22 protein-coding genes and 7 tRNA genes are annotated in these 26,778 nt (G+C 51.0%); 12 read left to right on the forward strand and 17 right to left on the reverse strand.

The features are described 5' to 3' along the window. Both LJ046_RS09275 and LJ046_RS09280 read right to left on the reverse strand, forming a co-directional pair. A complete protein-coding gene (locus LJ046_RS09275; RefSeq protein WP_002879750.1) occupies positions 1–681 on the reverse strand; it encodes a histidine phosphatase family protein in 681 nt (226 codons plus the stop codon). Between the two features lie 59 nt (positions 682–740). After that, positions 741–1,481: a sulfite exporter TauE/SafE family protein gene (locus LJ046_RS09280; RefSeq protein WP_002879749.1), complete on the reverse strand. Its 741-nt coding sequence runs from the start codon at positions 1,479–1,481 to the stop codon at positions 741–743. A gap of 218 nt (positions 1,482–1,699) precedes the next feature. Between LJ046_RS09280 and LJ046_RS09285 the strand changes: the two genes are divergently transcribed. Continuing rightward, a complete protein-coding gene (locus tag LJ046_RS09285; protein WP_002879748.1) occupies positions 1,700–2,281 on the forward strand; it encodes a DJ-1/PfpI family protein in 582 nt (193 codons plus the stop codon). A 1-nt stretch (position 2,282) separates the two neighbouring features. After that, positions 2,283–2,801 carry a GNAT family N-acetyltransferase gene (locus tag LJ046_RS09290; RefSeq protein WP_002879747.1) on the forward strand — a complete coding sequence of 173 codons (519 nt, stop codon included), beginning with the start codon at positions 2,283–2,285 and terminating at the stop codon, positions 2,799–2,801. A gap of 88 nt (positions 2,802–2,889) precedes the next feature. Here LJ046_RS09290 and LJ046_RS09295 read toward each other — a convergent pair whose 3' ends face one another. Next, a complete protein-coding gene (locus tag LJ046_RS09295; RefSeq protein ID WP_002878880.1) occupies positions 2,890–3,939 on the reverse strand; it encodes an IS30-like element ISL7 family transposase in 1,050 nt (349 codons plus the stop codon). 251 nt (positions 3,940–4,190) lie between these two features. Between LJ046_RS09295 and LJ046_RS09300 the strand changes: the two genes are divergently transcribed. The 5 genes from LJ046_RS09300 to LJ046_RS09320 all read left to right on the forward strand — a co-directional run bounded on the left by LJ046_RS09300 (position 4,191) and on the right by LJ046_RS09320 (position 10,010). Further along, positions 4,191–5,249 carry a dipeptide epimerase gene (locus tag LJ046_RS09300; RefSeq protein ID WP_002880476.1) on the forward strand — a complete coding sequence of 353 codons (1,059 nt, stop codon included), beginning with the start codon at positions 4,191–4,193 and terminating at the stop codon, positions 5,247–5,249. 1 nt (position 5,250) lies between these two features. Then, positions 5,251–5,991, forward strand: coding sequence for a serine hydrolase (locus LJ046_RS09305; RefSeq protein ID WP_002880474.1), 741 nt, complete (start codon positions 5,251–5,253; stop codon positions 5,989–5,991). 82 nt (positions 5,992–6,073) lie between these two features. Continuing rightward, positions 6,074–6,829: a MurR/RpiR family transcriptional regulator gene (locus LJ046_RS09310; RefSeq protein ID WP_002880473.1), complete on the forward strand. Its 756-nt coding sequence runs from the start codon at positions 6,074–6,076 to the stop codon at positions 6,827–6,829. A 145-nt stretch (positions 6,830–6,974) separates the two neighbouring features. After that, entirely contained in the window at positions 6,975–8,387 is a 1,413-nt protein-coding gene (pepV, locus tag LJ046_RS09315) for a dipeptidase PepV (protein WP_002880472.1), read from the forward strand. 252 nt (positions 8,388–8,639) lie between these two features. Beyond that, complete coding sequence (locus tag LJ046_RS09320) at positions 8,640–10,010, forward strand: amino acid permease (RefSeq protein WP_002880471.1); 1,371 nt, start codon at positions 8,640–8,642, stop codon at positions 10,008–10,010. 516 nt (positions 10,011–10,526) lie between these two features. On the opposite strand, the gene LJ046_RS09325 is transcribed toward LJ046_RS09320, so the two are convergent. The 8 genes from LJ046_RS09325 to thrB form a co-directional block, all read right to left on the reverse strand. After that, complete coding sequence (locus LJ046_RS09325; RefSeq protein WP_002880466.1) at positions 10,527–11,894, reverse strand: aspartate ammonia-lyase; 1,368 nt, start codon at positions 11,892–11,894, stop codon at positions 10,527–10,529. Positions 11,895–12,194: 300 nt separating this feature from the next. Further along, positions 12,195–13,088: an SEC10/PgrA surface exclusion domain-containing protein gene (locus LJ046_RS09330; protein WP_002880462.1), complete on the reverse strand. Its 894-nt coding sequence runs from the start codon at positions 13,086–13,088 to the stop codon at positions 12,195–12,197. Between the two features lie 134 nt (positions 13,089–13,222). Further along, entirely contained in the window at positions 13,223–14,026 is an 804-nt protein-coding gene (apf, locus tag LJ046_RS09335; protein ID WP_002880452.1) for an aggregation-promoting factor, read from the reverse strand. A gap of 274 nt (positions 14,027–14,300) precedes the next feature. Then, positions 14,301–14,373, reverse strand: a tRNA-Lys gene (locus tag LJ046_RS09340). 33 nt (positions 14,374–14,406) lie between these two features. Further along, a tRNA-Lys gene (locus LJ046_RS09345) sits at positions 14,407–14,479 on the reverse strand. Between the two features lie 34 nt (positions 14,480–14,513). Next, a tRNA-Lys gene (locus tag LJ046_RS09350) sits at positions 14,514–14,586 on the reverse strand. 33 nt (positions 14,587–14,619) lie between these two features. Further along, a tRNA-Lys gene (locus tag LJ046_RS09355) sits at positions 14,620–14,692 on the reverse strand. A gap of 130 nt (positions 14,693–14,822) precedes the next feature. Beyond that, entirely contained in the window at positions 14,823–15,686 is an 864-nt protein-coding gene (gene thrB / locus LJ046_RS09360) for a homoserine kinase (protein ID WP_002878840.1), read from the reverse strand. A gap of 166 nt (positions 15,687–15,852) precedes the next feature. On the opposite strand from thrB, the gene thrC reads away from it, so the two are divergent. Next, positions 15,853–17,331: a threonine synthase gene (gene thrC / locus LJ046_RS09365; protein WP_002878839.1), complete on the forward strand. Its 1,479-nt coding sequence runs from the start codon at positions 15,853–15,855 to the stop codon at positions 17,329–17,331. 105 nt (positions 17,332–17,436) lie between these two features. Here the strand turns inward: thrC and LJ046_RS09370 are convergent. Further along, positions 17,437–17,509: transfer RNA gene (locus LJ046_RS09370), tRNA-Val, on the reverse strand. A 3-nt stretch (positions 17,510–17,512) separates the two neighbouring features. Then, positions 17,513–17,584: transfer RNA gene (locus tag LJ046_RS09375), tRNA-Glu, on the reverse strand. Between the two features lie 151 nt (positions 17,585–17,735). On the opposite strand from LJ046_RS09375, the gene LJ046_RS09380 reads away from it, so the two are divergent. Then, a tRNA-Leu gene (locus LJ046_RS09380) sits at positions 17,736–17,824 on the forward strand. Positions 17,825–17,957: 133 nt separating this feature from the next. Beyond that, positions 17,958–18,488, forward strand: a complete 531-nt coding sequence (locus LJ046_RS09385) for a GNAT family N-acetyltransferase (RefSeq protein WP_002878838.1) — start codon at positions 17,958–17,960, stop codon at positions 18,486–18,488. 199 nt (positions 18,489–18,687) lie between these two features. Here LJ046_RS09385 and LJ046_RS09395 read toward each other — a convergent pair whose 3' ends face one another. From LJ046_RS09395 to LJ046_RS09405, 3 genes are all read right to left on the reverse strand, one after another. Beyond that, positions 18,688–18,873 (reverse strand): hypothetical protein, encoded by a 186-nt coding sequence (locus tag LJ046_RS09395; RefSeq protein ID WP_002878837.1) that lies wholly within the window; start codon positions 18,871–18,873, stop codon positions 18,688–18,690. Between the two features lie 119 nt (positions 18,874–18,992). Next, a complete protein-coding gene (locus LJ046_RS09400; RefSeq protein WP_035176631.1) occupies positions 18,993–19,979 on the reverse strand; it encodes a LacI family DNA-binding transcriptional regulator in 987 nt (328 codons plus the stop codon). Positions 19,980–20,001: 22 nt separating this feature from the next. Then, positions 20,002–21,459, reverse strand: a complete 1,458-nt coding sequence (locus LJ046_RS09405; RefSeq protein WP_002878835.1) for a sucrose-6-phosphate hydrolase — start codon at positions 21,457–21,459, stop codon at positions 20,002–20,004. Between the two features lie 288 nt (positions 21,460–21,747). Here LJ046_RS09405 and LJ046_RS09410 point away from each other — a divergent pair, with 288 nt between their 5' ends. Together LJ046_RS09410 and LJ046_RS09415 are read left to right on the forward strand one after the other, a co-directional pair. Then, the gene (locus tag LJ046_RS09410; protein ID WP_002878834.1) at positions 21,748–23,688 is read left to right on the forward strand and encodes a sucrose-specific PTS transporter subunit IIBC; all 1,941 of its coding nucleotides are present in this window, start codon (positions 21,748–21,750) and stop codon (positions 23,686–23,688) included. Positions 23,689–23,870: 182 nt separating this feature from the next. Continuing rightward, positions 23,871–24,950 carry a 6-phosphofructokinase gene (locus LJ046_RS09415; protein WP_002878833.1) on the forward strand — a complete coding sequence of 360 codons (1,080 nt, stop codon included), beginning with the start codon at positions 23,871–23,873 and terminating at the stop codon, positions 24,948–24,950. A gap of 80 nt (positions 24,951–25,030) precedes the next feature. On the opposite strand, the gene LJ046_RS09420 is transcribed toward LJ046_RS09415, so the two are convergent. Further along, entirely contained in the window at positions 25,031–26,752 is a 1,722-nt protein-coding gene (locus LJ046_RS09420) for a phospho-sugar mutase (protein ID WP_002878832.1), read from the reverse strand. Between the last annotated feature and the right edge of the window lie 26 nt (positions 26,753–26,778).

The raw sequence follows: 26,778 nt of genomic DNA on the forward strand, positions 1-26,778 counted from the left end.
TCATAAATCTTCAGCCTTGCAGTTGTAGTCGACAATTTCAAAATTGCCTTCTTCGTCCAAAATCCCCCGGCTGACGCTGCCGTTGTCCGGGAAGGTGATGTCATGCAGGCCGTCGCTTTCCTTCCAGTACTTGATCCCCAGGGTCTTGATAAAGTCACCGTGGGAAACCAGCAAGACCCGGCCTTCGCCGCTGGTCTCTTTTCTCAAGACCTTGATGGCCCGGCACATTCTGGTTTCCAGTTCTTCCGTGCTTTCGGCCAAATGGAGGGGGTCAGCCTTTTTAGTGACTTCCCGGAACTTGTAGATGCCGATGGTATCGATGATCTTCTTTACGTCAGTGGTTGCTGGAATGCCCGCGGCTTTAGAAACACTGAGCCAGATATCATCAATGCTGCCGCCTTCAAAAGAACCGTAAAAAACTTCTCTGAATTCCGGCAGCTTTTTGATCTTACCAATCTTAGACACCTGGTTGACGTCCTTCATCAAGTGGACGGTGTCAATCGCCCGCTTCAAGTCTGACGAGTACATGTTGTCAAAATGAATTTGAGAGAGGGCGGCAGCCGTCTTCTTTAAATCGTCAATTCCTTTGATGGTCAAGGGGGTATCGCACCAACCCTGTACCTTGTTCAGGCGGTTAAAAAGCGTTTCCCCATGTCTGACCAGATAAACTTCAGTTTTCATGCCCGTCCTCCTTAAATCAATCAATAACTATTCTAACTTACTTTGCCTGGCTTGGGTAGTTAACCCCAGGCCCGCCAGCCCAGGTAAATGGCCAAAAGAACCGAGAAGCAAGCCGTGATCCACCTGACCCAGGCAGGCTTTAGATATTTAATCATTTTTTGCCCGAAATAGCCACCAATAAAGAGGCCAATCGCCAAAGGAAAAGCTACTGGCCAGTTGACCCCGCCCTTAAAGGCAAATAGCGCCAGAGCCACCAGGTTGGCTAAAGAACCGATCACACTCTTAATGGCGTTGATGACGACAAAAGAAGAGTCACTTAAAGCCGTCAAAAAGATCAAGGTCAAAACGCCCGACGCCGCTCCAAAGTAGCCGGCATAGATCCCGGCCACGAACAAGCCAAAATAAGCCCCAATTCTTCCCAGCTTGGTCGCCTGCTTTGGCTGCTTTTGCCGGCCGCTGTAAAGGAGCAGGCCAGCTGAAAAAAGGACAAAAAAGGGCACTAATTTTTGAAAGATTTTTCCCGGGAACTGGACTAAAAGCCAGCCCCCAATTAAGGCCCCGGTCAATTGGAAGAAGGCATAGCGCCAAAGCTCCCCCCAGTGCCCCCGCATCTCCTTTAAGCAGGAGGACAAGGAGCCAAAGCCGGTCGTCACCAGGGCCGCCGTATTGGTCATATTGGCGCTGACCGGGCTGAGGCCGAAGAGCAGCAGGCCCGGGTAAGAGACAAGCGACGCCATGCTGGCCACCGCCGCCACGATGCCGGCCAGAACGCCTAAGATGATGAGGTAACTGAACTGCATTGTTTGCTCTTTTCTGTTTTTTCACTGATTTGCTTATTTTTCCAAAGGAAAAAGCCGTATCCATTTTAAACGATCACAGCCGGCAATTGCAAATTGCTGAAAATAGCCCGCTTTCAGCGACAAGCTGACCGCAATTTTGTACAATAGGAGGTAGCAAATCATTAGCAAAAAATTAAAAGCACGAGCAAGTGATTTTTAGAAAAAAGGAGAAGAAAACTATGCCAACTGCAGCAATTGTTTTTTCAGATGGATGTGAAGAAATCGAAGGCTTAAGCCAGGTCGACGTCCTGCGCCGGCTGGGCATCCCTTGCGATATGGTGGCTCTGGACAACTTGACCATCACTGGCGGACACGACATCCGCTTTACCTGCGACAAGTTAGTGGACGAATCCTTACTTGACTACGACTTGGTCGCCTTCCCGGGCGGGGCCCCGAACGCCAAGCACCTAAGAGCAAGCGAGAAGCTGGCCGGGCTGATGAAGCAGCGCTTCGCGGCCGGCAAGTGGAACGCCGCCATGTGCGCCTCCCCGATTGCCTTGTCTAAGTACGGCTTTTTAAAAGAAGCCAAGTGGACCAGCCACCCGGACTTTAAAGAACAAGTTGCCAGTGAAAACCCGGCCAGCACCTACGTCGACACCCCAGCTGTCATTGACGAGGACCACAAGCTGGTCACCAGCCGGGGGCCGGCCACTTCCTGGGCTTTTGCCTATGCCCTGGCCCAAGTTTTAGGCGTGGACACCAGCCAGCTGGAAGACGCCATGCAATATAGCTACTTAAGAGACCACATCAACGAGGCTTAAGATGACTGAAGAAACCTTAGTCAGAAAGGCAGAAAGCCGGTACCTAGAGGACATTGTCGACATCATAAAAGACGCCAAGGCCCTTTTGAAGGCGCAAAACTCCAGCCAGTGGCAAGAAGGCTACCCTAACCGGGCCAGCATTGAAGAAGACCTGGACAACCGCCAGGGCTGGGTTTTACTTAAAGATGGGCAAGTCGCCGCATATATGGCCGCGACCGACTTTGACCCCAACTATGAAGTCCCGATTTGGGCGGGAAGTTCTCCCTACTGGGCTCTGCACCGCTTCGCCATTAAGAAGGATTTCCGCGGACAGGGGCTCAGCCAGCTTTTGCTGAAAAAAGTAATTGCTTTTGGCCAAGAAAATGGAATTAAGAGCTTCCGCCTGGATACGGGCAAGCAGAACCAGGCCGTCCAGCACCTGGCTGACAAATTGGGCTTTGTCTACCGGGGCATCATTACGGTGACCAGCGACTCGGTCGACCCGGAGCGGTGGGCCTATGAACTGCTTTTTGACAAGTAGGAAAATATAAAGAGAAAAAAGAAAAATAAAGAAACCGCCAATTGCAAGAATAAATTGAACACTTACCATAACATCTGGTAGATTTTGACTATCTACGCCGGTAAATGCGGTCAAGTTCGGTGTCAAAGTACTCTTCTGGAGTCTTGTAGTTTAAGATCTTCCGAGGAAGAGAGTTGCACCATACCTCGATCTTAGCAATATCTTCCACACTGTACTTATCCATACGGTCTCCCTTGGGAATATAGCGTCTGATAAGCCCGTTGTGCCGTTCTACGCTGCCTTTATCACAAGATGTATAAGGATGAGCGTAGTACACAAGAGTCTTGGAAACTTGCTCAAGATTGGATAGATCTGCGAACTCAGATCCGTTGTCAGTTGTGATAGACTTAAAGATTTGATTCCATTTGGATCCGTAGTACTCTCGAAGCTTATCAAATGCCTTCATAACGCTAGCTGAGGTCTTATCCTCAATCTTGATCATGAAGAACTGACGCGTCTTTCGTTCGCACAGAGTAAGCAACACATCGTCGTCCTTAGTCTTGTGTCCAAGAACCAGATCGCATTCCCAGTGGCCAAAGTCCTTACGGCTTTCGATTCTAGGACTACGTTCATCGATGCTTCGTCCCAGGATACGCTTGTTTACACGGGCACGACGAGTCTTAGTATTGCGCTTGACCTTCTCTGGAAGATCACCGTTCTTGATGTCCATTAGGCCCAAGTCAACGTAGTTATACAGAGTTTTGGTTGATACGACCTGATCTTTCTGGAAGATTCCCTTGGCCAAAGCATAACCCACGCAAGCATCAAGAGACCAGCCTTGATTATGAAAGCAGTGGGAAACATAGTCGATGAACTTATGTCTGCGAAGAAACAAGCTCTTGCGGCCGCATTCGCTTCTATGTAGTTCGTAAGTGCTTTGCCCTTCGACAGCTTTATACCGCCTCACATTGCCGGTATACAGGGATACTGTGCCTCTTTTGAGCTCATATCCGACCGTGCTTGGTGAGCAGTTAAGTTCTCTAGCTATAGCACGATTAGAGTAGCCCTTAGAGTGCAGCTCCTGGATTGTAGTCCGGTCGTTTAGCGTAAGGTGCTTGCCCTTTTGGTGTGGTTTAGTGTTAGAATAAGAATGATCCATTTTAACCTCTCTAGAAATGTTTGTGGTAATTCATATTCTACCAGATGGTTGAAATGGATTTTTTGTGCTCTAATCCAGTGAAAACGATTTTTCTTACTGGATCGGAACAGTGTTCAGTTTAATTTTACAATCGGCGAAAATAAAGAAACAGGAGAAAAAAGAAAAATAAAGAAACAGGAGAAAAAAGAAAAATAAAGAAACAGGAGAAAAAAGAAAAATAAAGAAACAGGAAAATAAACAAGGAGGAAAAAATGGCTGAACAATTGGCAGTTGCAGACCTGCAGGTCAACATTAAGCAGATTCCCTTAAAGCAGCCCTTCGTCACGGCCCTGCACCGGGTTGACGCCGTCAACGCCGTCCGGGTGACGGTCCGACTGGCTAACGGAGTAACGGGTATCGGTACCTGCACCCCTAATGAAAAAGTGACCGGGGACAGCTTGTCCAGCGCCCGAGCCGTTATTGAAGAAACGATCAAGCCTCTCGTCTTGGGCAAGAACCTGACCGACTGGAAGGAACTTTTAAACACGGTCAAGACTTCCATCGTCCACAATGCCCCGGCCAAGGCCGCGGTCGAAATCGCCCTCTACAATACCCGGGCCAACCTTTTTGGCCTCACCCTCTCCCAACTCTTAGGCGGCAAGGGCGGCAGCGTGGAGACCGACTACACCATCAGCATCGGCAAGGCTGAGCAAATGATCGCTAATGCCCAGAAGATGGTCGATCAGGGCTTCAAGACCCTTAAACTGAAATTGGGGGCTGGCCATTTAAAGCGGGACATCAAGCTGGTCGAAGACCTGGCCTACGCGACTGGTCCTATGGTTCACCTGCGCTTAGACATGAACCAGGCCTGGGATGTCCGGCAGACCATGCAGGCGGCAGAATACTGGGACAAGCAGGGCCTTTTGATCGACTTTATCGAGCAGCCGGTCCCGGCCTGGGACCTGGATTCCATGGCTTACTTGACCCGCCACTCCCCTTACCCGATCATGGCGGATGAATCCGTGGAAAGCTACGAGGATGCCCAAAGAGTTTTGGCCAAAAATGCCTGCGACTACATCAACATCAAGCTGATGAAGACGGGCGGCTTGTCTGAAGCCCAGAAAATCAACGACTTAGCCGAAAGCCGGGGGGTGCCAACCATGGTCGGCAGCATGATTGAGTCAATTGAGTCTTTGGCGGCAGCCTGCGCCTTCTACCGGGCCAACCCGAATACGATTTTTGCCGACCTGGACGCCATCTTCATGGTTGACCAGGACCCGGATTTGAATAGTTACGCCGAATGCGTCAGCGATAATATCGTGGTGAGATAAAATGCTGGATTTTAAAAAGATTGCTGACATCCTGGCCCCCCTGCCAGGGAAAACCGCCCTTTTGATCAAAGACAAGACCGGCGTCCTCTACGCCGGCCCTTTAGCCGGGGAAGAATTCAAGTCAGCCAGCCTGATCAAGCTGGCCGTGGCCTGCTACTACCAGGCCCACCCGCAGGACTTAAGCCAGATGGTCCATGTCCCGGAAGACAAGATCGTTGAGGGCGGGATGCTCTGCCACCTGGCCCAAAGGGACTGGATGCTGCGGGACATTCTGGACTTGATGCTGTCGGACTCGGACAACACGGCCACCAACTTTTTGATCGATTTTATCGGCTTTGCCAAGATGGCCGCCTGGTTTGAAGCAGAATTTGCCCATCTTCACCTGGGCCGGTACTTGATGGAAGTGACTGACCGGGAAAACTACCTTTCAGCTGAAACTGCCCTGGAGCTCTTAGAGCGGCTCTTAGCTGACCCGTCTCCTTTTGGCCAGGTCTGCCAGAAGGCCCTATCTTACCAGGAGTCCGTTAACAAGCTCCTCCAGGACCTGCCCGAGGGCTGCTCTTACAGCAAGACCGGGGAACTGGAAGACACGGAGCATGACGCGGCCCGGATTTTTGCCGTAGACAGTTACTATGACATCTGCTTCATGAGCCATTACACGGGCCTGGAAGAGCGTGAGCAGATCCTTTTGGCCCAGAACGCGGTCGGGAAACTGGCCTACCAGGACTTGACCGGGAAATAAGGTATATTCTTTTTGGACGGCTAGCCATTTTTATCACTATTGTGATAAAATTAAAGCAAATTTATCAAAAGTAGGGATATAAATGGACATTACCAATTTTTTCACGGTTGAGACTTCTGAGCTCTCCAAATCTGACCGGAAAATCATGAAGAGAATGACCTCCGACTTGACCAATGTTGAGTCGCTGACCATCAACCACCTGGCTGAAGAAGCGGGAACTTCCCTGGCTTCCGTTCAGCGCTTCTGCCAGAAGATGGGCTATTCCGGCTTTAAAGAATTCAAGTTCCAGCTGCTGACCTACATCAAGAAGCAAGAGAGCCAGGAGGCGACGGTTTCAAGCAGCGAATACCTGGATGACTACCATGACGCTATCAACCGGGTCTGGACAGCAAATGAAAAGGACGCGGAAGAATTGGCGGAAGTCCTGGCGACCAGCTCGACCAACTTTATTTTCGGGATCTATTATTCTGAACTGCCGGCCAGGCTGCTCAGCATGGGGATGCGGGATCTGGGCAAGTCGACCTACTTTGGGGACAACCTGGCAGCTGGCGAGCACCTCTTCCCGCTAAGCGATGAGAACTCCACAGCGGTCTTTTATTCAGTTTCAGGGATCTCCAAACTTTTTGGCTCATCGCCCTTGCCCAAGTCGATTTCCCACTTCAAGCACAGCTACCTGGTCACCATGAACCCGGACACGCCTTTGAAGAAGTACTTTAAGAAGGTCATCGTCCTGCCGGGCAAGAACCTGGCCCAAGGCCTGCCAGTCGACCCCCAGTCGATACCGGTGGTCTTTACTGAAAGAGTGATTGATATCGCGGCAACTAAATACCGCCGCTAAAGCTGCTGGAAGGCGGCTTTTTTGCTTGACGTCTTGTTTGCCAGGGCTGGCGAAGATTGATAGAATTTTATTTAGGTGGTTAGTTGCTTTTTGTAACTAATTTCAAAAAACAGCAGGCATTAAAAATAAACATTAGGAGAAAAAGATGGACTTAAACTTTAAAGAACTGGCGGAAGCCAAGAAGGACGCGATCTTAAAAGACTTAGAGGAATTGATCGCCATTGACTCTTCCGAAGACCTGGAAAACGCCACGGAAGAATACCCAGTTGGCAAGGGTCCGGTTGACGCCATGACCAAGTTCCTCAGCTTTGCCAAGCGGGACGGCTTTGACACGGAAAACTTCGCCAACTACGCCGGCCGGGTCAACTTCGGTGAAGGTGACAAGCGCCTGGGCATCATCGGCCACATGGACGTAGTGCCAGCTGGTGAAGGCTGGACCCGGGACCCCTTCAAGATGGAAATCGACGAAGAAGGCCGGATTTACGGCCGGGGCAGCGCCGACGACAAGGGGCCAAGCTTAGCTGCCTACTACGGGATGCTTTTGCTCAAGGAAGCTGGCTTTAAGCCAAAGAAGAAGATCGACTTCGTCTTAGGGACCAACGAAGAAACCAACTGGGTCGGGATCGACTACTACTTGAAGCACGAACCGACTCCAGACATCGTCTTCTCACCAGACGCTGAATACCCGATCATCAATGGTGAACAAGGGATCTTCACCCTGGAATTCAGCTTCAAGAACGATGATACTAAGGGCGACTATGTTTTAGACAAGTTCAAAGCCGGGATTGCCACTAACGTGACTCCGCAGGTTACCCGGGCTACTATCTCCGGACCTGACCTGGAAGCTGTTAAATTGGCTTACGAAAGCTTTTTGGCAGACAAGGAATTGGACGGATCATTTGAAATTAATGACGAAAGCGCCGATATCGTCTTGATGGGCCAAGGGGCCCACGCTTCAGCTCCGCAAGTCGGCAAGAACTCAGCAACCTTCCTGGCCCTCTTCCTGGACCAATACGCTTTTGCCGGCCGGGACAAGAACTTCCTCCACTTCCTGGCTGAAGTGGAACACGAAGACTTTTATGGCAAGAAGCTGGGCATCTTCCACCACGATGATCTGATGGGCGATCTGGCCAGCAGCCCGTCCATGTTCGACTACGAACACGCCGGCAAGGCCAGCCTCTTGAACAATGTCCGCTACCCGCAAGGGACTGACCCGGACACCATGATCAAGCAGATTATGGACAAGTTCAGCGGCATCCTGGATGTCACTTACAACGGCTTTGAAGAACCGCACTACGTGCCGGGCAGCGACCCAATGGTGCAAACTTTGCTCAAGGTTTACGAAAAGCAGACCGGCAAGCCGGGCCACGAAGTCGTAATCGGCGGCGGGACTTACGGCCGCCTCTTTGAACGCGGGGTTGCCTTCGGGGCCCAGCCGGAAAACGGCCCAATGGTTATGCACGCCGCCAACGAATTCATGATGCTGGACGACTTGATCCTGTCCATCGCTATCTACGCTGAAGCCATCTACGAATTGACCAAGGACGAAGAGCTGTAAGAAAAATCTGAAAAAGTAATTACTCAGGGTGACTTGATTTTCTTTAGTCTAACCCGGCCAAAACAAAACATTTTTAGCTTTAGCAGGTTGTCAAATTAATTTTATTTTGACAACCTGCTTTTTTGCCCTTTCTTAAAGGATTTTATCTTTACAAAAAAGACTGAATCCTATATTATACAACCATAAATTATTATTTTATTTTAATTTTACTTTTATTTTTTTCTAGTTGCTTTAGTAGGAAGGACTTGCTTTATGGAAGACCGCAGCATTGAAAACACGGACGGGACTATCCGCTCCTTGTCCAACCGGCACGTGCAGATGATTGCCATTGGCGGCACGATCGGTACCGGCCTCTTCTTGGGGGCCGGGACCACGATTTCCGCGACTGGTCCCTCAGTTATTTTTATCTACGCCATCATGGGCCTCTTTTTCTTCTTCCTCTTGCGGGCTTTAGGAGAGATGTTCTATTTTGACTCCAACAGCCACACCTTCGTCTCCTTCATCACCAGATACCTGGGTGAGGCGGCTGGACGCTTTGCCGGCTGGACCTACTGGATCGGCATCCTCTTTGCCTGCATGGCGGAGCTGACGGCCGTTTCAACCTATGTCCAGTACTGGCTGCCCGGCCTGCCCGCCTGGCTGATTGAAGTTAGCGTCCTAGTCCTCTTGACCCTGCTCAACTTGACGGCGGCCAAGCTTTTTGGCGAAACTGAATTCTGGTTTGCCATGATCAAGATCATCGCCATCATCTCCTTGGTCGTAACCGGGATCATCATGGTTGCCGCGAATGCTAAAACTCCGGTTGGTCACGCCAGCCTCAGCAACTTCACCGGCAGCTTCTCCCTTTTGCCAAAAGGCAAGTACGCCTTCTTCACCGCTTTCCCGATGGTATTCTTCTCCTTTGCCGGGATTGAATTCGTGACGATTACCATTGGCGAGGCCAAGAACCCGAAGAAGGTCATCAAGAAGGCCGTCAACGAAACCCTGCTCCGGATCCTTCTTTTCTACATCGCTACTTTAGCCGTAATCATGTGCGTCATCCCTTGGGGAAAAATTACCAGCGGGACAAGTCCTTTCGTCCAGGTCTTCAAGATCGCCGGCTTTAATGCTGTTGCTTCAGTCTTCAACTTCGTCGTATTGACCGCCGCGGCTTCTTCTCTTAACTCCGGGATCTTTTCTGCCGGCCGCCACTTCTTCCAATTGGCTGAAGAAGCACCTAAGTATTCCTTTTTGAAAAAGCACTTCGCCAAGATTTCCGCAAATGGCGTGCCAGCCGCGGGGATCGCTGTCTCCGTTGCCTTAATGCTGATCGCGCCAATCATGAGCTTCTCCAGCACGGCTATTGAAGTTTTTGGCACGGTGGCCGGGGCAACGAGTGACATGTACATCCTGGTTTATGTTCTGGCCCTCTTGGCCCACCGCAAGTACCGGGAATCCAGCGATTTCATAGCTGCCGGCTTCAAGATGCCTTTTTACAAGCTCTCCAGTCCTTTGACCATCGCCTTCTTCCTGGTCATCTTCTTCAGCCTCTTCTTTATTCCGGCTGATGTCTTCGGGGCAAGTCTGGCCGCTAGCTGGGCCCTCCTCTTTGGGGGCTGGTGCTGGCTCAGCGAAAAGCATTGAAGTGTCCATCCGAGTTTAAGCAATTAAAGTTAAACAAGCTAAAAAGCGTTGACAGATTTTTCTGTCAACGCTTTTTTATGCTTCAATATTTGTCCGCACCGAAGTATATTGCTGGTAATATTTCAGGACATCTACGGAAACTTAGGAATTGGTGACCAGTTTATCGATGTCATACAGACTGTAAAACTGGTAGAAGTCACGGCGGATTGTCATTTCTGAAACCTACAGGCTCTTTGCTAAATCCGCGACTGCTATGTAATTTTGCTCAGTAACCATATTCATGACTTGGTCAAGCCGTTCTCTTTTTAACATTTTGGTCAGCCATCTCTTTCTTGCTTTTCCATACTTAACTGTGTTCGCTTTAAAACACAATTTAACATCTGCCAGGGTCTTTTTAACGGACCCATAACGCTTATTTTTAGCAGAAACTCACACAAAAAAGCCGGTACAGGAAACCTGTACTGGCCCCAGACTCTTTCTCAGCCTAAATTGACTAGCATGATCACTTTTAAAAAACTATCCTAATAAACTGTCCAGCTTTTCTTCACTCATCAAGTGACTTTCCAAGACCAGTTCCCGGACGCTGCGCTTTTCCTTAAGGGCCCGCTTGGCGATCTTGGCTGAGAGCTGGTAGCCCAGGTATGGGCAAAGAACAGTGGCGATGCCGACGCTGCCTTCCTTGAGCTGCTTGCAGCGACCCTTGTTGGCGGTGATGCCCGTAATGCAGTTTTCTACCAAAGTATCGACTGCCCCAGTCAAAGCCGTAAAAGATTCGAAAAGCTGGTAGAAGACAACTGGCTCAAAAGCGTTCAGTTCCAGTTGCCCGGCTTCTGCCGCCATGGTGATGGTGGTGTCGTGGCCGCAGACCAGAAAGGCCACCTGGCTGACGACTTCTGGGATAACCGGGTTGACCTTGCCCGGCATGATGGAAGACCCGTTTTGCTTGGCCGGCAGGTTGATTTCGGCGAAACCGCAACGCGGTCCGGAAGACAAAAGACGGAGGTCGTTGGACATCTTGGACAGGCTGATGGCGCAGGCCTTAAGGGCACCAGACACTTCCACGAAGGAGTCCAGGTTTTCCGTAGCGTCAAAGAGGTCGTCGGCCTGCTTGAGTTCAAAGCCAAAGAGCTTGCTCAACTGCCCGGCGATGTGGTCTTTGTAGTATTGGGAAGCGTTGATCCCGGTCCCGATCGCCGTTGCCCCTAGGTTGATCTCGTGCATTTCCATGACGGCTTTTTCCAGCCGCTTCTTTAAGCGGCTGACCATTGAAGCGTAGCCGGCAAAGCTGTCACCTAAGGTCATCGGCACCGCGTCTTGCAGCTGTGTTCGCCCCATCTTGATCACGTCAGAGAATTCATCTGCCTTGATCCGCAGAGAAGCTTCCAACTTGTCTAGGCTGACAACCAGCTTTTCACTGAGCAGGATGGTGGTCATCTTGCCAGCCGTTGGAATGGTGTCGTTGGTAGACTGGGCCATGTTGACCTGGTCGTTAGGGTGAACCAGGTCGTAAGTCCCCCGCTTGCCGCCTAAAAGCTCGTTTGCCCGGTTAGCAATAACCTCGTTCATGTTCATGTTAGCGCTAGTCCCGGCTCCGCCTTGGATTGGGTCGACGATGAAATCTTCCGCGAATTTGCCGGCAATCACTTCATCGCAAGCAGTTTTAATCGCGTCAGCCTGCGGCTTAGTGAGTAGACCAATTTCAAAGTTTACGCTGGCAGCTGCCTTTTTGATCAAGGCCAGGTTGCTCAGAAAAACCGGACTCATCTTTAAATGCGTAATTTCAAAATTCCGGCTGGCCCGTTCAGCCTGGACCCCGTAGTAGGCGGCTGTCGGGACTTCAAGACTGCCAATTGAATCTGCTTCTAATCTGCTTGCTGCTTTCATCTGCTTTTGCCTCGTTTTTTTACTTCTTTTTTTGATTTCTTTCTATGGCCAATACTATAGTTGAAAATTAGACCAATGTTAAGACCCTTCCCCCTTTTCTTTGCCATCTTTTTTAGAAAAGGCTTACAAAAATTAGATTATTAACTTCTTTTGAGGAGAAAATTTAACATGCAAAGCTGAAAAAACTTAGACCAGTTATTGGCCAAAAGATATAAAACAGATCATGCTCCAATAAAACAGCACGAAAAAAGAGGCTGATTGCTTAGCCTCTTTACACATTATTCTTTTGTCTATTCTTCCCTAAGCCTTAAAGCTGCCCCAGTAGGCGCCGCCGTAGGCCCACTTAAGGTGGGCTGGCACTCCGATATAGTGCAGGGAGTAAGTGCCGTTAGTGTAGGAAACGTTAAAGCCGTAGTAGTCCCAGTCGCCGTCATACTTGCCGCCCTGGGTATTCATGAGGTCCCCGGCGTGCTCCCATTCCGTGTACTGGCTCAGCTGCTTGACCTTGCTCTGGTTAGCATAGCGGTAGCCAAACATCATGGTCTTCAAGCCAAAGTAGATGTCCTTCTTCATAGCCGTCATGGTCATCTGACTGCCGTCCTTAAAGCCGGCCATGTCTTCGACATAGTTGTAGTTGCCTGGCAATTTCAAGCCGACCCGGTTAGTGGCCCGGACAATCCCTGGCACATAGTGGCCAGTGGCGATGGTCTTCTTGTTTGCCACGTATTCCTTGGAAATTTCCAAGGCCAGCTTCTGGGTCCCCTTGCTGTACTTCCACTTCTTCAGGCCCAGCTTGACCCGGGCCTGGTTGATCAAGCGGAGGGAGTAGGTTGCCAAAGTCTTGAACTGACTGGTATTCAAGTGGCCATTGATCAATTTAACAATGGTCTTGTTGTCCTTGCTGGACTCTGACCAGGAACTTTGGTCAAAAGTATTGGCCTGCATCCCCTTAACGTTGATCTCCCGCCACTTCTTCAGCCAAGCCGCGTTCTTCTTGTTTTTCAGCCACTTCTTCTGCTGGCTCTTAGACAAGTTGGAGTACCAGTAGGCCTTCTTCAAGTTGGCCTTAGTATAGCCCTTAGGCAGGGTAAAAACCGCCTGCCGGCTACTGGCTGCAACTGGTCTTACCTGGCTGGCCACGAAAGCCGTCCCGATTGCCAAAGCAGCTGCCACGCTTATGAAAAATTTCTTCATCTTTGAACCTCTGTTTCTCAATTCAAATTCTATCCCATCTCTTTTATTATAACTTGTTTAGCAGCTTTTTTCTCCACAAAAAGGCAAAGAAAAAGATGGTTCCCCGAAAGGAACCATCTTTGACCAGCAGCTGATTAGTACCAGCCATTAGCTTGCCAGAAGGCCTTGGCTGCAGTCCATGAACCATACCGGCTTTGAACGTAGCTGTTGGCAACCTTTTCCTGGTTGGCGGCAGAAGTGTCACCATTCAAGTAGCTCAAGCTCAATTGGTACTTGCCGTAGTAGTTACCGTTTGAGGCAGTGTATGAACCGCCGCTTTCCTTGCTTGCGATCCAAGCCTTAGCTGCTTCTTCAGATGATGAAGAAGAAGTTGAAGTTGAGCTGGAAGTGCTTGCGGAAGCAGTTGAAGTTGAAGCAGAAGTGCTTGAACTGGTCGTGCTTGCGCTGTAGCTGGAAGTGTTGGCTGCGCCAGTATTCGCGCTGTAGCTGTAGTTATAGCTTGAGCCGTAGCCGTAGTTATTTGCTGATGAGCTGTAGCTCGTAGTGTAGCCAGTAGTTGAACTGGTCGTGTTGTTAGCAGTGTTAGTGCTGGTAGTATTCGCGTTGTAAGTGCTGTTTGAAGCAGTTGATGCTTCAGTGGTGTACTTGGCCATGATCCATTGGCGCTTGCCGATCTTGTACCACTTTTCACCTGAAGCGTCGCGGGCGGTCTTAACTACCTTCCATGAGCTGCCGTCCTTAACGGAACCGGTAACCGTAGCAGTGTAGTAATTTGACCAAGTTGCAATTGATTGTCCATCAATGTAGTCAACCGTTACGCTGTCACCGATGGTTGCCGCGTCTGCTTGACCGTTCGTGCCTAAGCCGATCGCTGCCACGCCAGTCAAAGCCAAGCCTGCAGCAAATACTGATTTAAGTACGTTAGATTTGATGTTCAAAGAAATTCTCTCCTTTGCTTGTCGCAAGCTCTCATCTGCCAAGTTACTTATCCTTTGGCAAATTCCTTCTTGCTACTCTTATGTCATTTGACAGTCTATATGCTAACAGAGCCAAATTTCAAAATCATAGCAAAAAAGTAACGGTCCAGTTAAGAATAGATTACAGGGAAGACATTTTCTGTAACATTTGTAATATTTTACCCGGCATTAACTGCCTTGAAATATTTGCCTAAAAGTAAAAAAAGACATCATGCACACGCATGATGTCTCGCGATGGGTCGTCAGGGGATCGAACCCTGGACACCCGGATTAAGAGTCCGGTGCTCTGCCAGCTGAGCTAACGACCCAAATGGGTTTATTTAACTATTGCCGAAGCGCGATGGGTCGTCAGGGGATCGAACCCTGGACACCCGGATTAAGAGTCCGGTGCTCTGCCAGCTGAGCTAACGACCCAAATTGGGTTTATTTAACTAGCGCCGAAGCGCGATGGGTCGTCAGGGGATCGAACCCTGGACACCCGGATTAAGAGTCCGGTGCTCTGCCAGCTGAGCTAACGACCCAAATGGGTTTATTTAACTAGCGCCAAAGCGCGATGGGTCGTCAGGGGATCGAACCCTGGACACCCGGATTAAGAGTCCGGTGCTCTGCCAGCTGAGCTAACGACCCAAGTGGGCTGCGGCTGACTTTCGTCAACCGACATTTATTTATTATACAGAAACGCGACAGGAATGCAAGCCTTTTGGCAAGATTTTTGCTCAAAAACTTCCTTTTCCTGTCCAGCCCGCCCTTTTCTTCTTTATTCTTGCCAAAAAGCACCCCGCGGGGCAACTTCCAGCCGGCGGATTCCATCCTTTAAACCCGCCTCTCTGACCGCGTCGACAAAGTCGCTGATATGCTGGGGGTCAACCAGGCTCATAATGGTCGGGCCGGCTCCTGACAGGTAGGTCGCTACCGCCCCATGCTCATGGCCGACATTGCGGATGATCTCCAGTTCCGGCACCAATTTGCTTCTGTAGCGCTCATGGAAGAGGTCAGCCTCCATTAACTCCCCGGCCTTTTCATAATCCTGGGCAAAAAGGGCCGCTACCGCCGTGTTGGCCACGGCACTGGCCTGAACCGCCTCTTTAAAGGAAATCTGCTTGGGCAAAACGGCCCGGGCATCGCTGGTCTTTAAGTTATAGGCCGGGATGTAGGCGATCATGGCAAAAGGCGGTACCGGGGCCTTGACAGCTGTAAAGTGGCCGTTGACCTTGCAGCCGACAACCAGGCTGCCCAGAATGGTCGGGGCTACATTGTCCGGATGCCCTTCCAGTTGGGCCGCGATTTCGATTTTTTCATGGGGATCCAGGTTGAGTTGCCCCAATTGGTCGGCCAGTTCAATCCCGCCCACGATGGCGCTGGAACTGGAGCCCAGGCCATGAGCCAGGGGGATGTCTGATTCCACCCGCAGGTGCTGGGGGGTTAAATCCGGCTTGACGCTTAAAGCCGCCTGGACGATCATATTGTCTTTCCCGCTTGGCAGGTACCCTAAGTTATGGTCTACCTGCCAGTGGTCGCTCTCCCCGATTACTTCAATGGTTAGGTACAAGGAAATGGCCACCCCGATGGAGTCGAAACCCGGGCCCAGGTTGGCGCTGGATGCTGGAACTTTGATTTTCACGCTATTTCACCTCAATAATTGGCAATCGCTAGTTCTTTAATCATTTTATCATATTTTCCCTTTTAGAAAAATGATTTCCCCGTTATAATTAGCCATAAAGGAAAAAATCTTTTTCAACCATCGTCACTAGTTTACAGATCACGCATCTGACTTTTAGGGAGGATTTATGATTTACCGCAGTACCCGCAGCCAGGGGCAGGAAGTTACCGCTGCCCAGGCAATCGTCCAAGGCCTATCCCCAGATGGCGGCCTTTTCGTGCCTAAAGAATTTCCGGCTCCATTTTCAGCCGCTGCTTTAAAGGAAATTTTTGCCCTGCCTTACCAGGATATGGCTAAAAAGATCCTGGCCCTCTTCTTGACTGACTACAGTGCAGAGCAACTGGCAGAGATTGTTAAAAGCGCCTACGGCCAGCAGTGGGATGACGACCGGATCGCCCCGCTGACTGATAAGAAGGCCGGCAATTACTACCTGGAGCTCTTCCACGGGCCAACCCTGGCCTTTAAGGACGTGGCCTTGCAGTGCCTGCCCCGCTTGATGAAGACAGCCTTGGAAAACTCAGACGGCCACAGGGGGATCGTGATTTTGACCGCGACTTCCGGGGACACCGGAACCGCCGCCATGCGGGGCTTCCAGTCCTTAGCCAAAACCCGGGTCATCGTCTTTTACCCTTACCAAGGGGTGGCCCCGATCCAGCTCAAGCAGATGCTGAGCGAAAACAGCGACAACACCGTGGCTGTAGCGGTTGAGGGCAACTTTGACCAGGCCCAGACCAGGGTCAAGCAGATTTTTAACGACCCGGACATGAACAGTTTGCTGGCTGACCACGATTTGACCTTCTCCAGTGCCAACTCCATGAATGTTGGCCGCCTCTTGCCCCAGGTCGTCTACTACTTCGCCGCCTACAAGCAGCTGCTGGACCAAGAAGCCATTGCCTTTGGCGATCCCGTCAATTTCTCCGTGCCAACTGGCAATTTCGGCGACATTCTGGCCGGCTATTATGCTCAAAAACTGGGCCTGCCAGTCGGCCGCCTGATCTGCGCTTCCAACAAGAACAATGTCTTAACCGACTTTTTCAAGACGGGCAAGTATGACAAGAAGCGGGACTTCTACGTGACCAACTCCCCGTCCATGGACATCCTGGTTTCCAGCAACCTGGAGCGCCTGCTCTTTGACCTCTGCCAGGACCCGGCCACAGTCAAGTCTTTGATGGAGCATCTGAATACAAAGGGCGAATACCAATTGCCAGAAGACATGCAAAAGAAGCTTTCCGGCTTCTGGGCCGACTACGCCACTCCAGAAGAAATCGAAGGCGAAATCAAGCGGGTTTACGAAGAGAGCGGCTATGTCATCGACCCGCACACGGCTGTTGCTTCTTTAGCTGCTAAGCGCTTTAAGGAAGAAGACGATAAACCAACTGTCGTCCTCTCTACCGCCAGCCCTTACAAGTTCCCGGAAACCGTCTACCACGCCATCAGCGGGCAAAATGTTAAGGAAAAAGGCCTGCCAGCCCTTAAGGAACTGACTGACCTAACCGGCCCTGCCCCAAAGGCCATGGAGGCCTTCTCAGGCCACAGCTGCCGGGAAATCGTCATCCCGGCTGATAACATGGCAGACGAAGTCAAGCGGCAGCTGGATCTGGACTGATTTTTGCTAAAAAAGAGAATAGATAAAGAAAAAAGCAGCTGAGGATTTACTCCTGAGCTGCTTTTGCCATGTAATTGAAAATAAAAAGAAATTCAAAATAAAAAATGGAGGATACAGGGCTCGAACCTGTGACCCTCTGCTTGTAAGGCAGATGCTCTCCCAGCTGAGCTAATCCTCCATATGACCCGTACGGGATTTGAACCCATGTTACCGCCGTGAAAGGGCGGTGTCTTAACCACTTGACCAACGGGCCATTTATTTTGCTTAGCCTTTTTGCAAGGCACGACTACTAGTATACCCGATCCAGAAGAAAAAGCAAGGGATTAGGGCAAAAAACTTATTATTTTTATTTGCAAAAAGCACTTGCACTTTTCCCTGCCTTTGCTATACTAATAGATGTGCTTGCGGGCGTGGCGGAATTGGCAGACGCGCAAGACTAAGGATCTTGTGACCGCTTTTGGTCGTGGAAGTTCAAGTCTTCTCGTCCGCACCAAGCGAAAGGAACTGGTTTACCCAGTTCCTTTTTTGTTCTTCGCCAGCTTTTTTGCTAGAATATTCTCAGATTGATAAGCAATGCTCTAAGTAAAATAAGCTGTAAGGATTTCATTTTTTAAAGAGAAAAAAGCATGACTGAATTAAACTGCCGCTTGGCAATAGAAGCTGACTTGGCTGCCCTCTGCCAGTTCTACCAGGACATCTGCGCCCACCAAAAAGACGACCAGTTCGGGGCCGACTGGCACTGGGGGATCTACCCAAGCGAAAAAGACATCGCGGAAGCAATTGCACAAAAGCGGGCCGTGGTTGGCATCAAGGACGGCAAGATCGCCTCAGCCGGCATCTTGACTGTGGGTAATGACCCTCTTTACAGTAAATTTGCCTGGCCAACCCCAGCTGAAGACAACGAAATCGCCGTCCTCCACCTCTACGGGGTCCACCCATCCTTCCGCCGGCAGGGCCTGTCCTCTGTCCTTTTGACCTTTATCAAGGACCAGGCCAAAAAGCTCGGCTGTAAATCCATCCGCTTGGACAGCATGGATGGCAACGTTCCTGCCCGCCGCCTCTATGAAAAGAACGGCTGGCGCTTTGTCAGCCAGGAAACTGTCTACTACGACGACATCGGAGACAGCAAGGTCGACCTGCTTGAATTAGCCTTATAACAACAAAAAACCACAAGCCTGGCTTGTGGATTTTTTCTTTACTCTTTTTTCTGTTCTTGATTCTTATTTTTTCCCGCCACTCCTTGGCCCGCTGGTCCGGGATAAACCACATCAGCATGACCAAAGCCATGAAGACCCAGGACAAAATTGGCCAGGCAAAGCCAGGCCCAATTTCTTCCACTTTATTCAGTAGTTAGCACTATTCTTGATTCTTGTAGTCAGCTTCCATTTCCTGCGGATCTTCCGCCTCTTCTTCATCGAAGCTGTATTCCATCTTCTTGTTGCGGTCCTTCATAAAAGCATAGGCAATTTCCGCCCCGTAGACCAGGAGGCCGATCAGGCTAAAAGCCAGAATGAACAGCCAAACGCGTTTCTTCTTCTCCATGCTTGTCACCTTAGCTTTCTTTTAACTAAAAATTGCTTCCTAATTCTATTATAAGCGCTTTTCGGGAAAAATACAGATTTCCTGGCAAAGACAGGAAAAGCACCCCCCGCAGGAGATGCTTAAACAGTCTGATTTCTCAGCAGCTTGACCGGGAGCAGGTAGCTGTTTTGGGCCAGCTTCTTTTCCGGGTCCGCGATCCGCTCATAGAGCAGCTTGACCAAGGTCCCGGCCAGGTCTGGAACCGGCTGGACGACCGTCGCTAATTCCGGCACGTAGTTCTGGACCAGCTGGGTCCCGTCAAAGCCAACGATTTTCAAGTCCTCCGGCACCCTGATCCCCAGCTTCCTGGCTTCTTTTAAGAGCAGGATGGCCGTAAGATCGTCTGAGCAAAAGACCCCGTCGATCTTCCGCCCGCTGGTCAAGAGCTCCCGGAGTTCTCGCGCCTTAGCCGCCGGAGACTCGTAAAAGGCTGACCGGGCCGTGTGTACCGTCAATCCCGTCGCGGCCACCGTGTCCGCGTAGCCGTCAAAGCGGCGGGAGGTCGGGTTGCCGGTTTTAACCAGATTGCCGACAAAGTAGACATGCCCGCATCCCGCGTCAACCAAGGCTTGGGTAGCCAGGCAGCCGCCCTGGTAGTTGTCACTGGTCACGATCGGCACCTGGTCAGACAGGTCCCGGTCAAAGGAAACGATCGGCAGGCCATGGCGCTGGTATTCTTCAATCCCCAGGTTGTGCGAACCCGCGATGATCCCGTCGACCCGGTTGGCCTCCAGCATCCGCAGATAGCGTCGCTCTTTATCGCTGTCCTGGCCGGCGTCGCAGAGCAGCATCTTGTAGCCGTCCGCTTCCAGCTTGTCTTCAATTGCCGCGACCAGTTCCGCGAAGAAGGGATTGGTGATGCTGGGCATGATCACCCCAATCATCTTGGTCTGCTTGCCATGCAAAGACCGGGCCAGGGTGTTGGGCTGGTAGTTCAGCTCCCGCATGGCCGCGTACACCCGGTCCCTGGTCTTCTGGCTGATGTAGCCGTAGTTGTTGATCACCCGCGAGACAGTCGTCGGCGAGCAGCCAGCCTTCTCCGCTACATCAGTTAATTTTGGCCTCATCGTCATCCCCTCTTCTGCTCTCCTACATATCCTTTAACCGCCAAGTCTTGGCCTGGTAGTCAACACCGCTATCCATCTTAACAAAAGTTTGTCCATTTTGAGGGAAGAATCTCCCCGTAATGACTTCTTCGCCGCCATTGACAAAAATTTCAAAGAGGGAGTGGTCCACAAAGATCCGCAGGTCCAGGTCTTCCCCGTCTGGCAATTTCACCGTCCGGCTAGTCCCGTAGTCCGGGTTCACGGCCTGGCCGCATTCACCCCGGTCAACCATTAAGCGGGCGTGCTTGCCGGTCTTGAAGCTGAGCTTGATGCAGTTCTTACCTTCACTGTCTGCCGCCAAAAGCAGCTTGCCCTTCTGCCCCTGCTTAATAGTCAGCTTCAGTTCGCTTTGCGCGCCAACATCAAAGGCCAGGTCACCTGTGAAGTCTTCTTCGACTCCTCTCAGGCTCTTCATGGCCTTGACCGGCTTTTGAAGCAAGCGGCCGTGCTTTAAAGCCAAGCGCTTGACCTGGCTCAAGCAGTTAGCCCAGCCTTCCTTATCACTTGGGTAAGTCATATCCGGCAGGCCAACCCAGCTGATAGCGTAAGCATAGCCATCTGGCGCGTTGAAGGCCTGAGTAGCGTAGACGTCAAAACCCCCGTCCAGGTTGATCGGGGCCTTCTGCTTGGTCTCGAAGTGACCGGTTTCAAAGTCAAAGCTTTCCCCAACCCAGTACATGTTTGGGTAGACATTCTGGTAGTCGGTCACGTTCTTGTCCAAACCCTGCGGGCAGAAGATGAAGACCGGCTTGCCGTCAACAAAGACCAGGTTCGGGCATTCAATCATGTAGCCCATGTCTGGCAGGTCAACATAGCCCAGGTCCTGCCATGGACCCGTTACAGCATCTGCCTTGTAAAGGCTGATCTTGCCGGCCTTGGTCTCCTTGTCCTGGGCACCCAGAATAGCGTAGTACTTGCCATCGTGCTCTAAAATCTGCGGGTCACGGAAGTGCTCAGTCACATGCTCTGGCGAGTTGATCAGAGGCGTCTCCAGCTTGGTCACCTTTCCCTCTTCGTCCATCCAGGCCCCAACCTGGTAAGAATGGCGAACCCAGTTTTCGTCGCGGACATTGCCCGTGTACATCAGAAAAAGCTTGTCGCCAATTGCCTTGGCTGAACCGGAATAGGCCCCATGGCTGTCCAGCGGGGTGTCAGGATAAACAGCTTCGCCCAGGTTTTCCCAGTGAACCAGGTCGGAACTGGTCAAGTGCACCCAAGACTTCAAACCATGCACTGCCCCAAATGGGTAAGCCTGGTAGAAGACCTGCCAGCGGCCATTATAGTAGGAAAAGCCGTTAGGGTCGTTCAATAAACCAGAAGTTGGCCGGATGTGGTAGTGCAATTGGTAGTCTGACCGGGCTGCCTGGCTCTGCAGCTCAAGCAAAGTCTTGACATCCCATTTCTCATAAGGAAGATATCTTTTTTCTCTTGTCCATTCCATATTAAGCAACCTCCGCTTAATCACTAATCTCTTCTTTAGTAACCTTTTATCTTTATTTGCCAGATTGTTCCCAGGCAAAAAAATCTGGATAATTAAGCTTTTATCATCTTCTATTTTAGGGTTGAAGCGCTAACATGTCAAACGGTTAACAGGCTCTTTTTGAGTTAACAGAACTTTTATAAAATATTCTCTGCCAAACGATTGACACATTTGCCAGAAACAGATATTATTGTTAAGTGAATTAAAGAAAAGCGTTTTCAGAAAATAAGGAGAGTGTTTCTCGTGGCAATGAATTACAATGCAGTTGCCAAGCGGGTGATCGCTGCCGTAGGTGAAGACAACCTGGTAGCCGCTGCCCACTGTGCGACTCGTCTGCGTTTAGTCTTAAAAGACGATACCAAGATCGACCAAGCAGCCTTGGACAAGGATCCCGACGTTAAGGGTACCTTCAAGACTGACGGCCAATACCAAGTTATCATCGGGCCCGGTGACGTTGACAACGTCTACAACGAATTGATCAAGCAAACCGGCCTGTCCGAAGTTTCTACCGACGACTTGAAGAAGATCGCCGCCAGCGGCAAGAAGGTCAACCCTGTCATGGCCTTCATCAAGCTTTTGAGTGACATCTTCGTGCCAATCATCCCAGCCCTGGTTGCGGGTGGTTTGCTGATGGCCTTGAACAACTTCTTTACCAGTCCTGGCCTGTTCGGGCCTAAGTCCCTGGTCCAAATCAACCCAGCCATCAAGGGCCTGTCTGACATGATCCAACTGATGTCAGCTGCCCCATTCATGTTCCTGCCGGTTCTGGTCGGTATTTCCGCCGCTAAGCGGTTTGGCGCCAACCAATTCCTCGGGGCTGCAATGGGCTTGATCATGACCACCCCGCAGCTGGCTGGTGCAACTCACTACTGGAACATCTTCGGCTTGCACGTAGCGCAAACCAACTACCAATACCAAGTTATTCCAGTCCTGGCAGCTATCTGGATCTTAGCCTTCTTGGAAAAGAAGCTGCACAAGGCCCTGCCAAGCGCGGTCGACTTTACTTTCACCCCGCTTCTGTCAATCATGATCACTGGCTTCCTAACTTTCGCCATCGTCGGGCCAGTGATGCAGACCGTTTCTAACTGGATCACCAACGGCTTCGTATGGCTGTATGACACTGCTGGCTTCATCGGCATGGGTCTGTTCGGTCTTTGCTACTCAGCCATCGTTATGACTGGTTTGCACCAAAGCTTCCCGGCCATCGAAACCCAATTGCTGGCTGCCTTCACTGCCGGCAAGGGTGCGGGCGACTTTATCTTCGTTGTTGCTTCCATGGCCAACGTTGCTCAAGGTGCCGCAACCTTCGCTATCTGGTTCTTGACTAAGAACGAAAAGGTGAAGGGTCTGTCTTCATCAGCCGGTGTTTCTGCCCTCCTGGGGATCACCGAACCAGCCCTCTTCGGGGTTAACTTGAAGTACCGCTTCCCATTCTTCTGCGCCCTGATCGGGTCCGGTGTTGCTTCAGCCCTTGCAGGTCTCCTGCACGTTGAAGCCGCATCCCTTGGTTCTGCCGGTTTCCTGGGCTTCCTGTCCATCTACCCGAAGACCATCCCAATGTACGTTGTCTGTGAACTTGTTTCCTTCGCTATTGCCTTCGCCTTGACTTTCTTCTGGGGCAAGGGCCACTTGAAGGAAGAAGTTGCCAGCGTTGAAGGCGAAACTGGCTTCAGCGCTTCAACTGAAGTTGAAGCTGAACAGCAAGTTGAAGCTGCCAAGACTGCTGGTTTGGAAGACGAAGTAGTTCTGGCACCTGTAGACGGCATTTCTGAAGACCTATCAGCCGTAAATGACGAAGTCTTCTCCCAAAAGCTCATGGGTAACGGGGCAGCCATCATTCCTAGTGACGGCAATGTCTACGCTCCAGTTACCGGTACTGTTTCCGTTGCTTACAAGACTGGCCACGCTTACGGGCTTAAGTCTGACAACGGTGCCGAAGTCCTGATCCACATCGGTCTGGACACGGTCAACTTGAACGGCCAGCACTTCAAGTCCCTGGTCACTCAAGGCCAGCACATTGAAAAGGGCGACAAGATCGGCGAAGTCGACCTGGATGCCGTCAAGGCTGCCGGCTACGACACCACTGTCATGGTTGTCATCACCAACACCCCTTCATACAATGAAGTGGCCCGGGTTGAAGCAACTGACGTCAAGCACGGCGACAACTTGATTGCTTTAACTGCTTACTAATCAAAACTACTATGAAGCAGCCCTGCCCGGGCTGCTTTTCCTTTGCTAATTTTCATTTGACAATATATTCATGTTTTTTTCAATTAGATTTAAAAATCTGCTTGCATCTTGGCAGGTACACGACTAAGATTTAAATTAAGCCCAGTTTTAGAGAACTGTTTAGCACGAGGAGGAATTTAATCATGACTTTACGAGTTGGTATTTTGACGAGCGGCGGCGACTGCCAGGCGCTCAACGCGACCATGCGGGGATTGGCCAAGACCCTTTACAACTGTGTCGATGACGTGGAAATCATCGGTTTCAAGCGGGGCTACTACGGCTTGATGCATGAAGACTACGTCAAGATGAAGCCGCGGGACTTCTCCGGCATCATCAACGAAGGCGGGACGATTCTGGGCACTTCCCGCCAGCCATTCAAGGAAATGCGGGTCATCGTTGACGGCTTTGACAAGGTAGCTGCCATGAAGAAGACCTACAAGAAGCTCAACCTGGATGCTTTGGCTGTTTTGGGCGGCAACGGGTCACTTAAGTCAGCCAACATGCTGGCCCAAGAAGGCTTGAACGTGATCGGCCTGCCAAAGACCATCGACAACGACACTTGGGGAACTGACTACACCTTCGGTTTCCAAAGCGCCGTTGATATTGCCACCAGATACCTGGATGAAATCCACACTACTGCTCGAAGCCACTCCCGGGTCTTCGTCGTCGAAGTCATGGGCCACAAGGTTGGCCACATCACCCTGGCCGCTGGCCTGGCTGCCGGCAGCGACATTATCCTTTTGCCGGAAATCCCTTATGACATCAATGTCGTGGCCAAGAAGGTCAAGAAAAGACAAAAGTCTGGCAAGGGCTTCACGGTCATTGCCGCCGCTGAAGGGGCAATTTCCAAGGAAGACGCCACCCTGCCCAAGAAGAAGTACAAGGCTAAGGTTGCCGCTAGAAACGGTGCCAGCGTGGTTAAAGAAATCGCTGCCCAATTGCAGGAAGTTTTGCCAGACGCTGAAATCAGAACGGCGGTCATCGGCCATGCTCAACGGGGCGGCCAGCCAGATGCTTACGACCGGCAAATCTCAACCCGCTTCGGGATTGAAGGGGCCCGCTTGATCATGAACCGGTCTTTCGGCCGTCTGGTTGTCTTGAAGCACAGTGAAGTCGACTCTATCGCCCTGGAAGACACGGCCGGCAAGCTCAAGTACGTTGACCCGAACGGCAAGGCCGTAAGCAACGCCCGCCTCATGGGCGTCACCTTCGGGGACAAGTAAGAGCCTATAATTCTTAACAGCACACAAGCACAAAAAAGAAGCATCGCGTTCGCGGTGCTTCTTTATTTGTTGTTTTAAAATTACTTCAGCAATTCGCTAATAGCGTCTTGGTAGCTTTCAGCTGCCTTTTCAGCAGTTGCGATGTCAGCCTTGTTAACGCCGACATAAGCCTTGATTACTGGTTCAGTACCAGATGGCCGCAGGGCTACCCAAGTTTCGTCATCCAGGAAGTACTTCAAGACGTTTGACTTCGGGAAGCCAGTCAATGGAGTTTCTTCGCCGTTTTCGACAGTAACTTGTTCTTGGTAGTCTTCGATCTTCAAGACCTTGGCCCCGTTGATTTCACTGAGGTGTTCTTCTCTCAGCTTGCTCATCAATTCAGCCATCTTCTTTTGCCCGCCGATCCCTGGCATTTCGATAGCCCGGGTGATTTCATAAGCAACGCCGTACTTCTTCCAGATTTCCTGCAGGCCGTCAAAGACAGTCATGCCCTTGGAAGCGTAGTAGCTGGCAACTTCGGCGAACATCAAGGCCCCTTGCATGGCGTCCTTGTCGCGGGCGAAGGCTTGGAAGAGGTAGCCGTAGCTTTCTTCAAAGCCCATCAGGAACTTGCCGTCCCCTTCCTTGTTCATCCGGTCGACTTCTTCACCGATATACTTGAAGCCAGTCAGAACTGACTTGGTCTTGATGCCGAAGTCCTTGGCAATCTTGAATGGCAAGGCACTGGATACGATTGAAGTAACGATTTCGTAGTCCGGAGTCAGCTTGCCTGAGTCCTTCAAGTTTTGCAGGAGGTAGTAAGACATCAAAGTAGCGATTTGGTTCCCAGTCAAAACTTGGAAGTCGCCCTTGTCAGTTCTTACGCAGGCTCCCATCCGGTCAGCGTCCGGGTCGGTAGCCACGATCATGTCAGCGCCGATTTCGTTGGCCAGTTCCACGCCTGGGTTGAAGACGTCACGGAATTCCGGGTTAGGCTTCGTGCAAGTCGGGAATTCTGGGTCCACAATCGCCTGACTTGGCACTGGAACAACGTTGCTGAAGCCGCCGCGTCTGAAGGCGCGGTCGTAAAGCATCTTACCCGTCCCGTGCAGCGGAGTGTAAATAATCTTCAGCTTGTCGGCGTTTTCCTTGATCATGTCCTTGTTGACGTTGACCGTTTCCAACTTGGCCAGGTAGGCTTCGTCGACATCTTCGCCGATCAGCTGCAAAGTGCCTTCAGCGCGCAGCTTCTTGACTGGAGCTGCCTTAACGCTGAAGATATCTTCAACCTTTTGCGCGTAAACAAAGAGGCGGTCAGCGTTTTCCGGCCCCATTTGGGCACCGTCTTCGCCGTAAGCCTTGTAGCCGTTGTACTGCTTGGCGTTGTGGGAAGCAGTGATGTTGATCCCGGCAAAGGTGTGCAGGTAGCGGACAGCGAAGGACAGTTCCGGCGTTGGACGTAGGTCGTCAAAGAGGTAGACGTGAATGCCGTGAGCCCCCAAAACGCGGGCAGCATGAGTAGCCAGTTCGCGGGAGTTGTAGCGGGAGTCAAAGGAAATTACCACGCCCCGCTTCTTGGCTTCTTCGCCGTTTTCGTCGATCAAGCGGGCCAAACCTTCAGTTACCCGGCCGACCGTGAAGACGTTGATCCGGTTGGTCCCTGGTTCCAGGAGCCCCCGCATCCCGGCAGTCCCAAAGTTGATGTCCTGGCCAAAGGCGTCTTCGATCCACTTTTCGTCGCCGCCTAATTCAGCCATTTGTTCAGCCAGGTCTTCCGGCAGGGCGGCTTGTTTCCATTGTTCAAAAATTTCTTTTGCGTCCATATTAGATATACTCCTTTTTATTCCTT

Origin of the sequence: Lactobacillus delbrueckii subsp. jakobsenii ZN7a-9 = DSM 26046 (genome assembly GCF_001888925.1) — a bacterium.
In the GTDB taxonomy this organism is placed as follows: domain Bacteria; phylum Bacillota; class Bacilli; order Lactobacillales; family Lactobacillaceae; genus Lactobacillus; species Lactobacillus delbrueckii.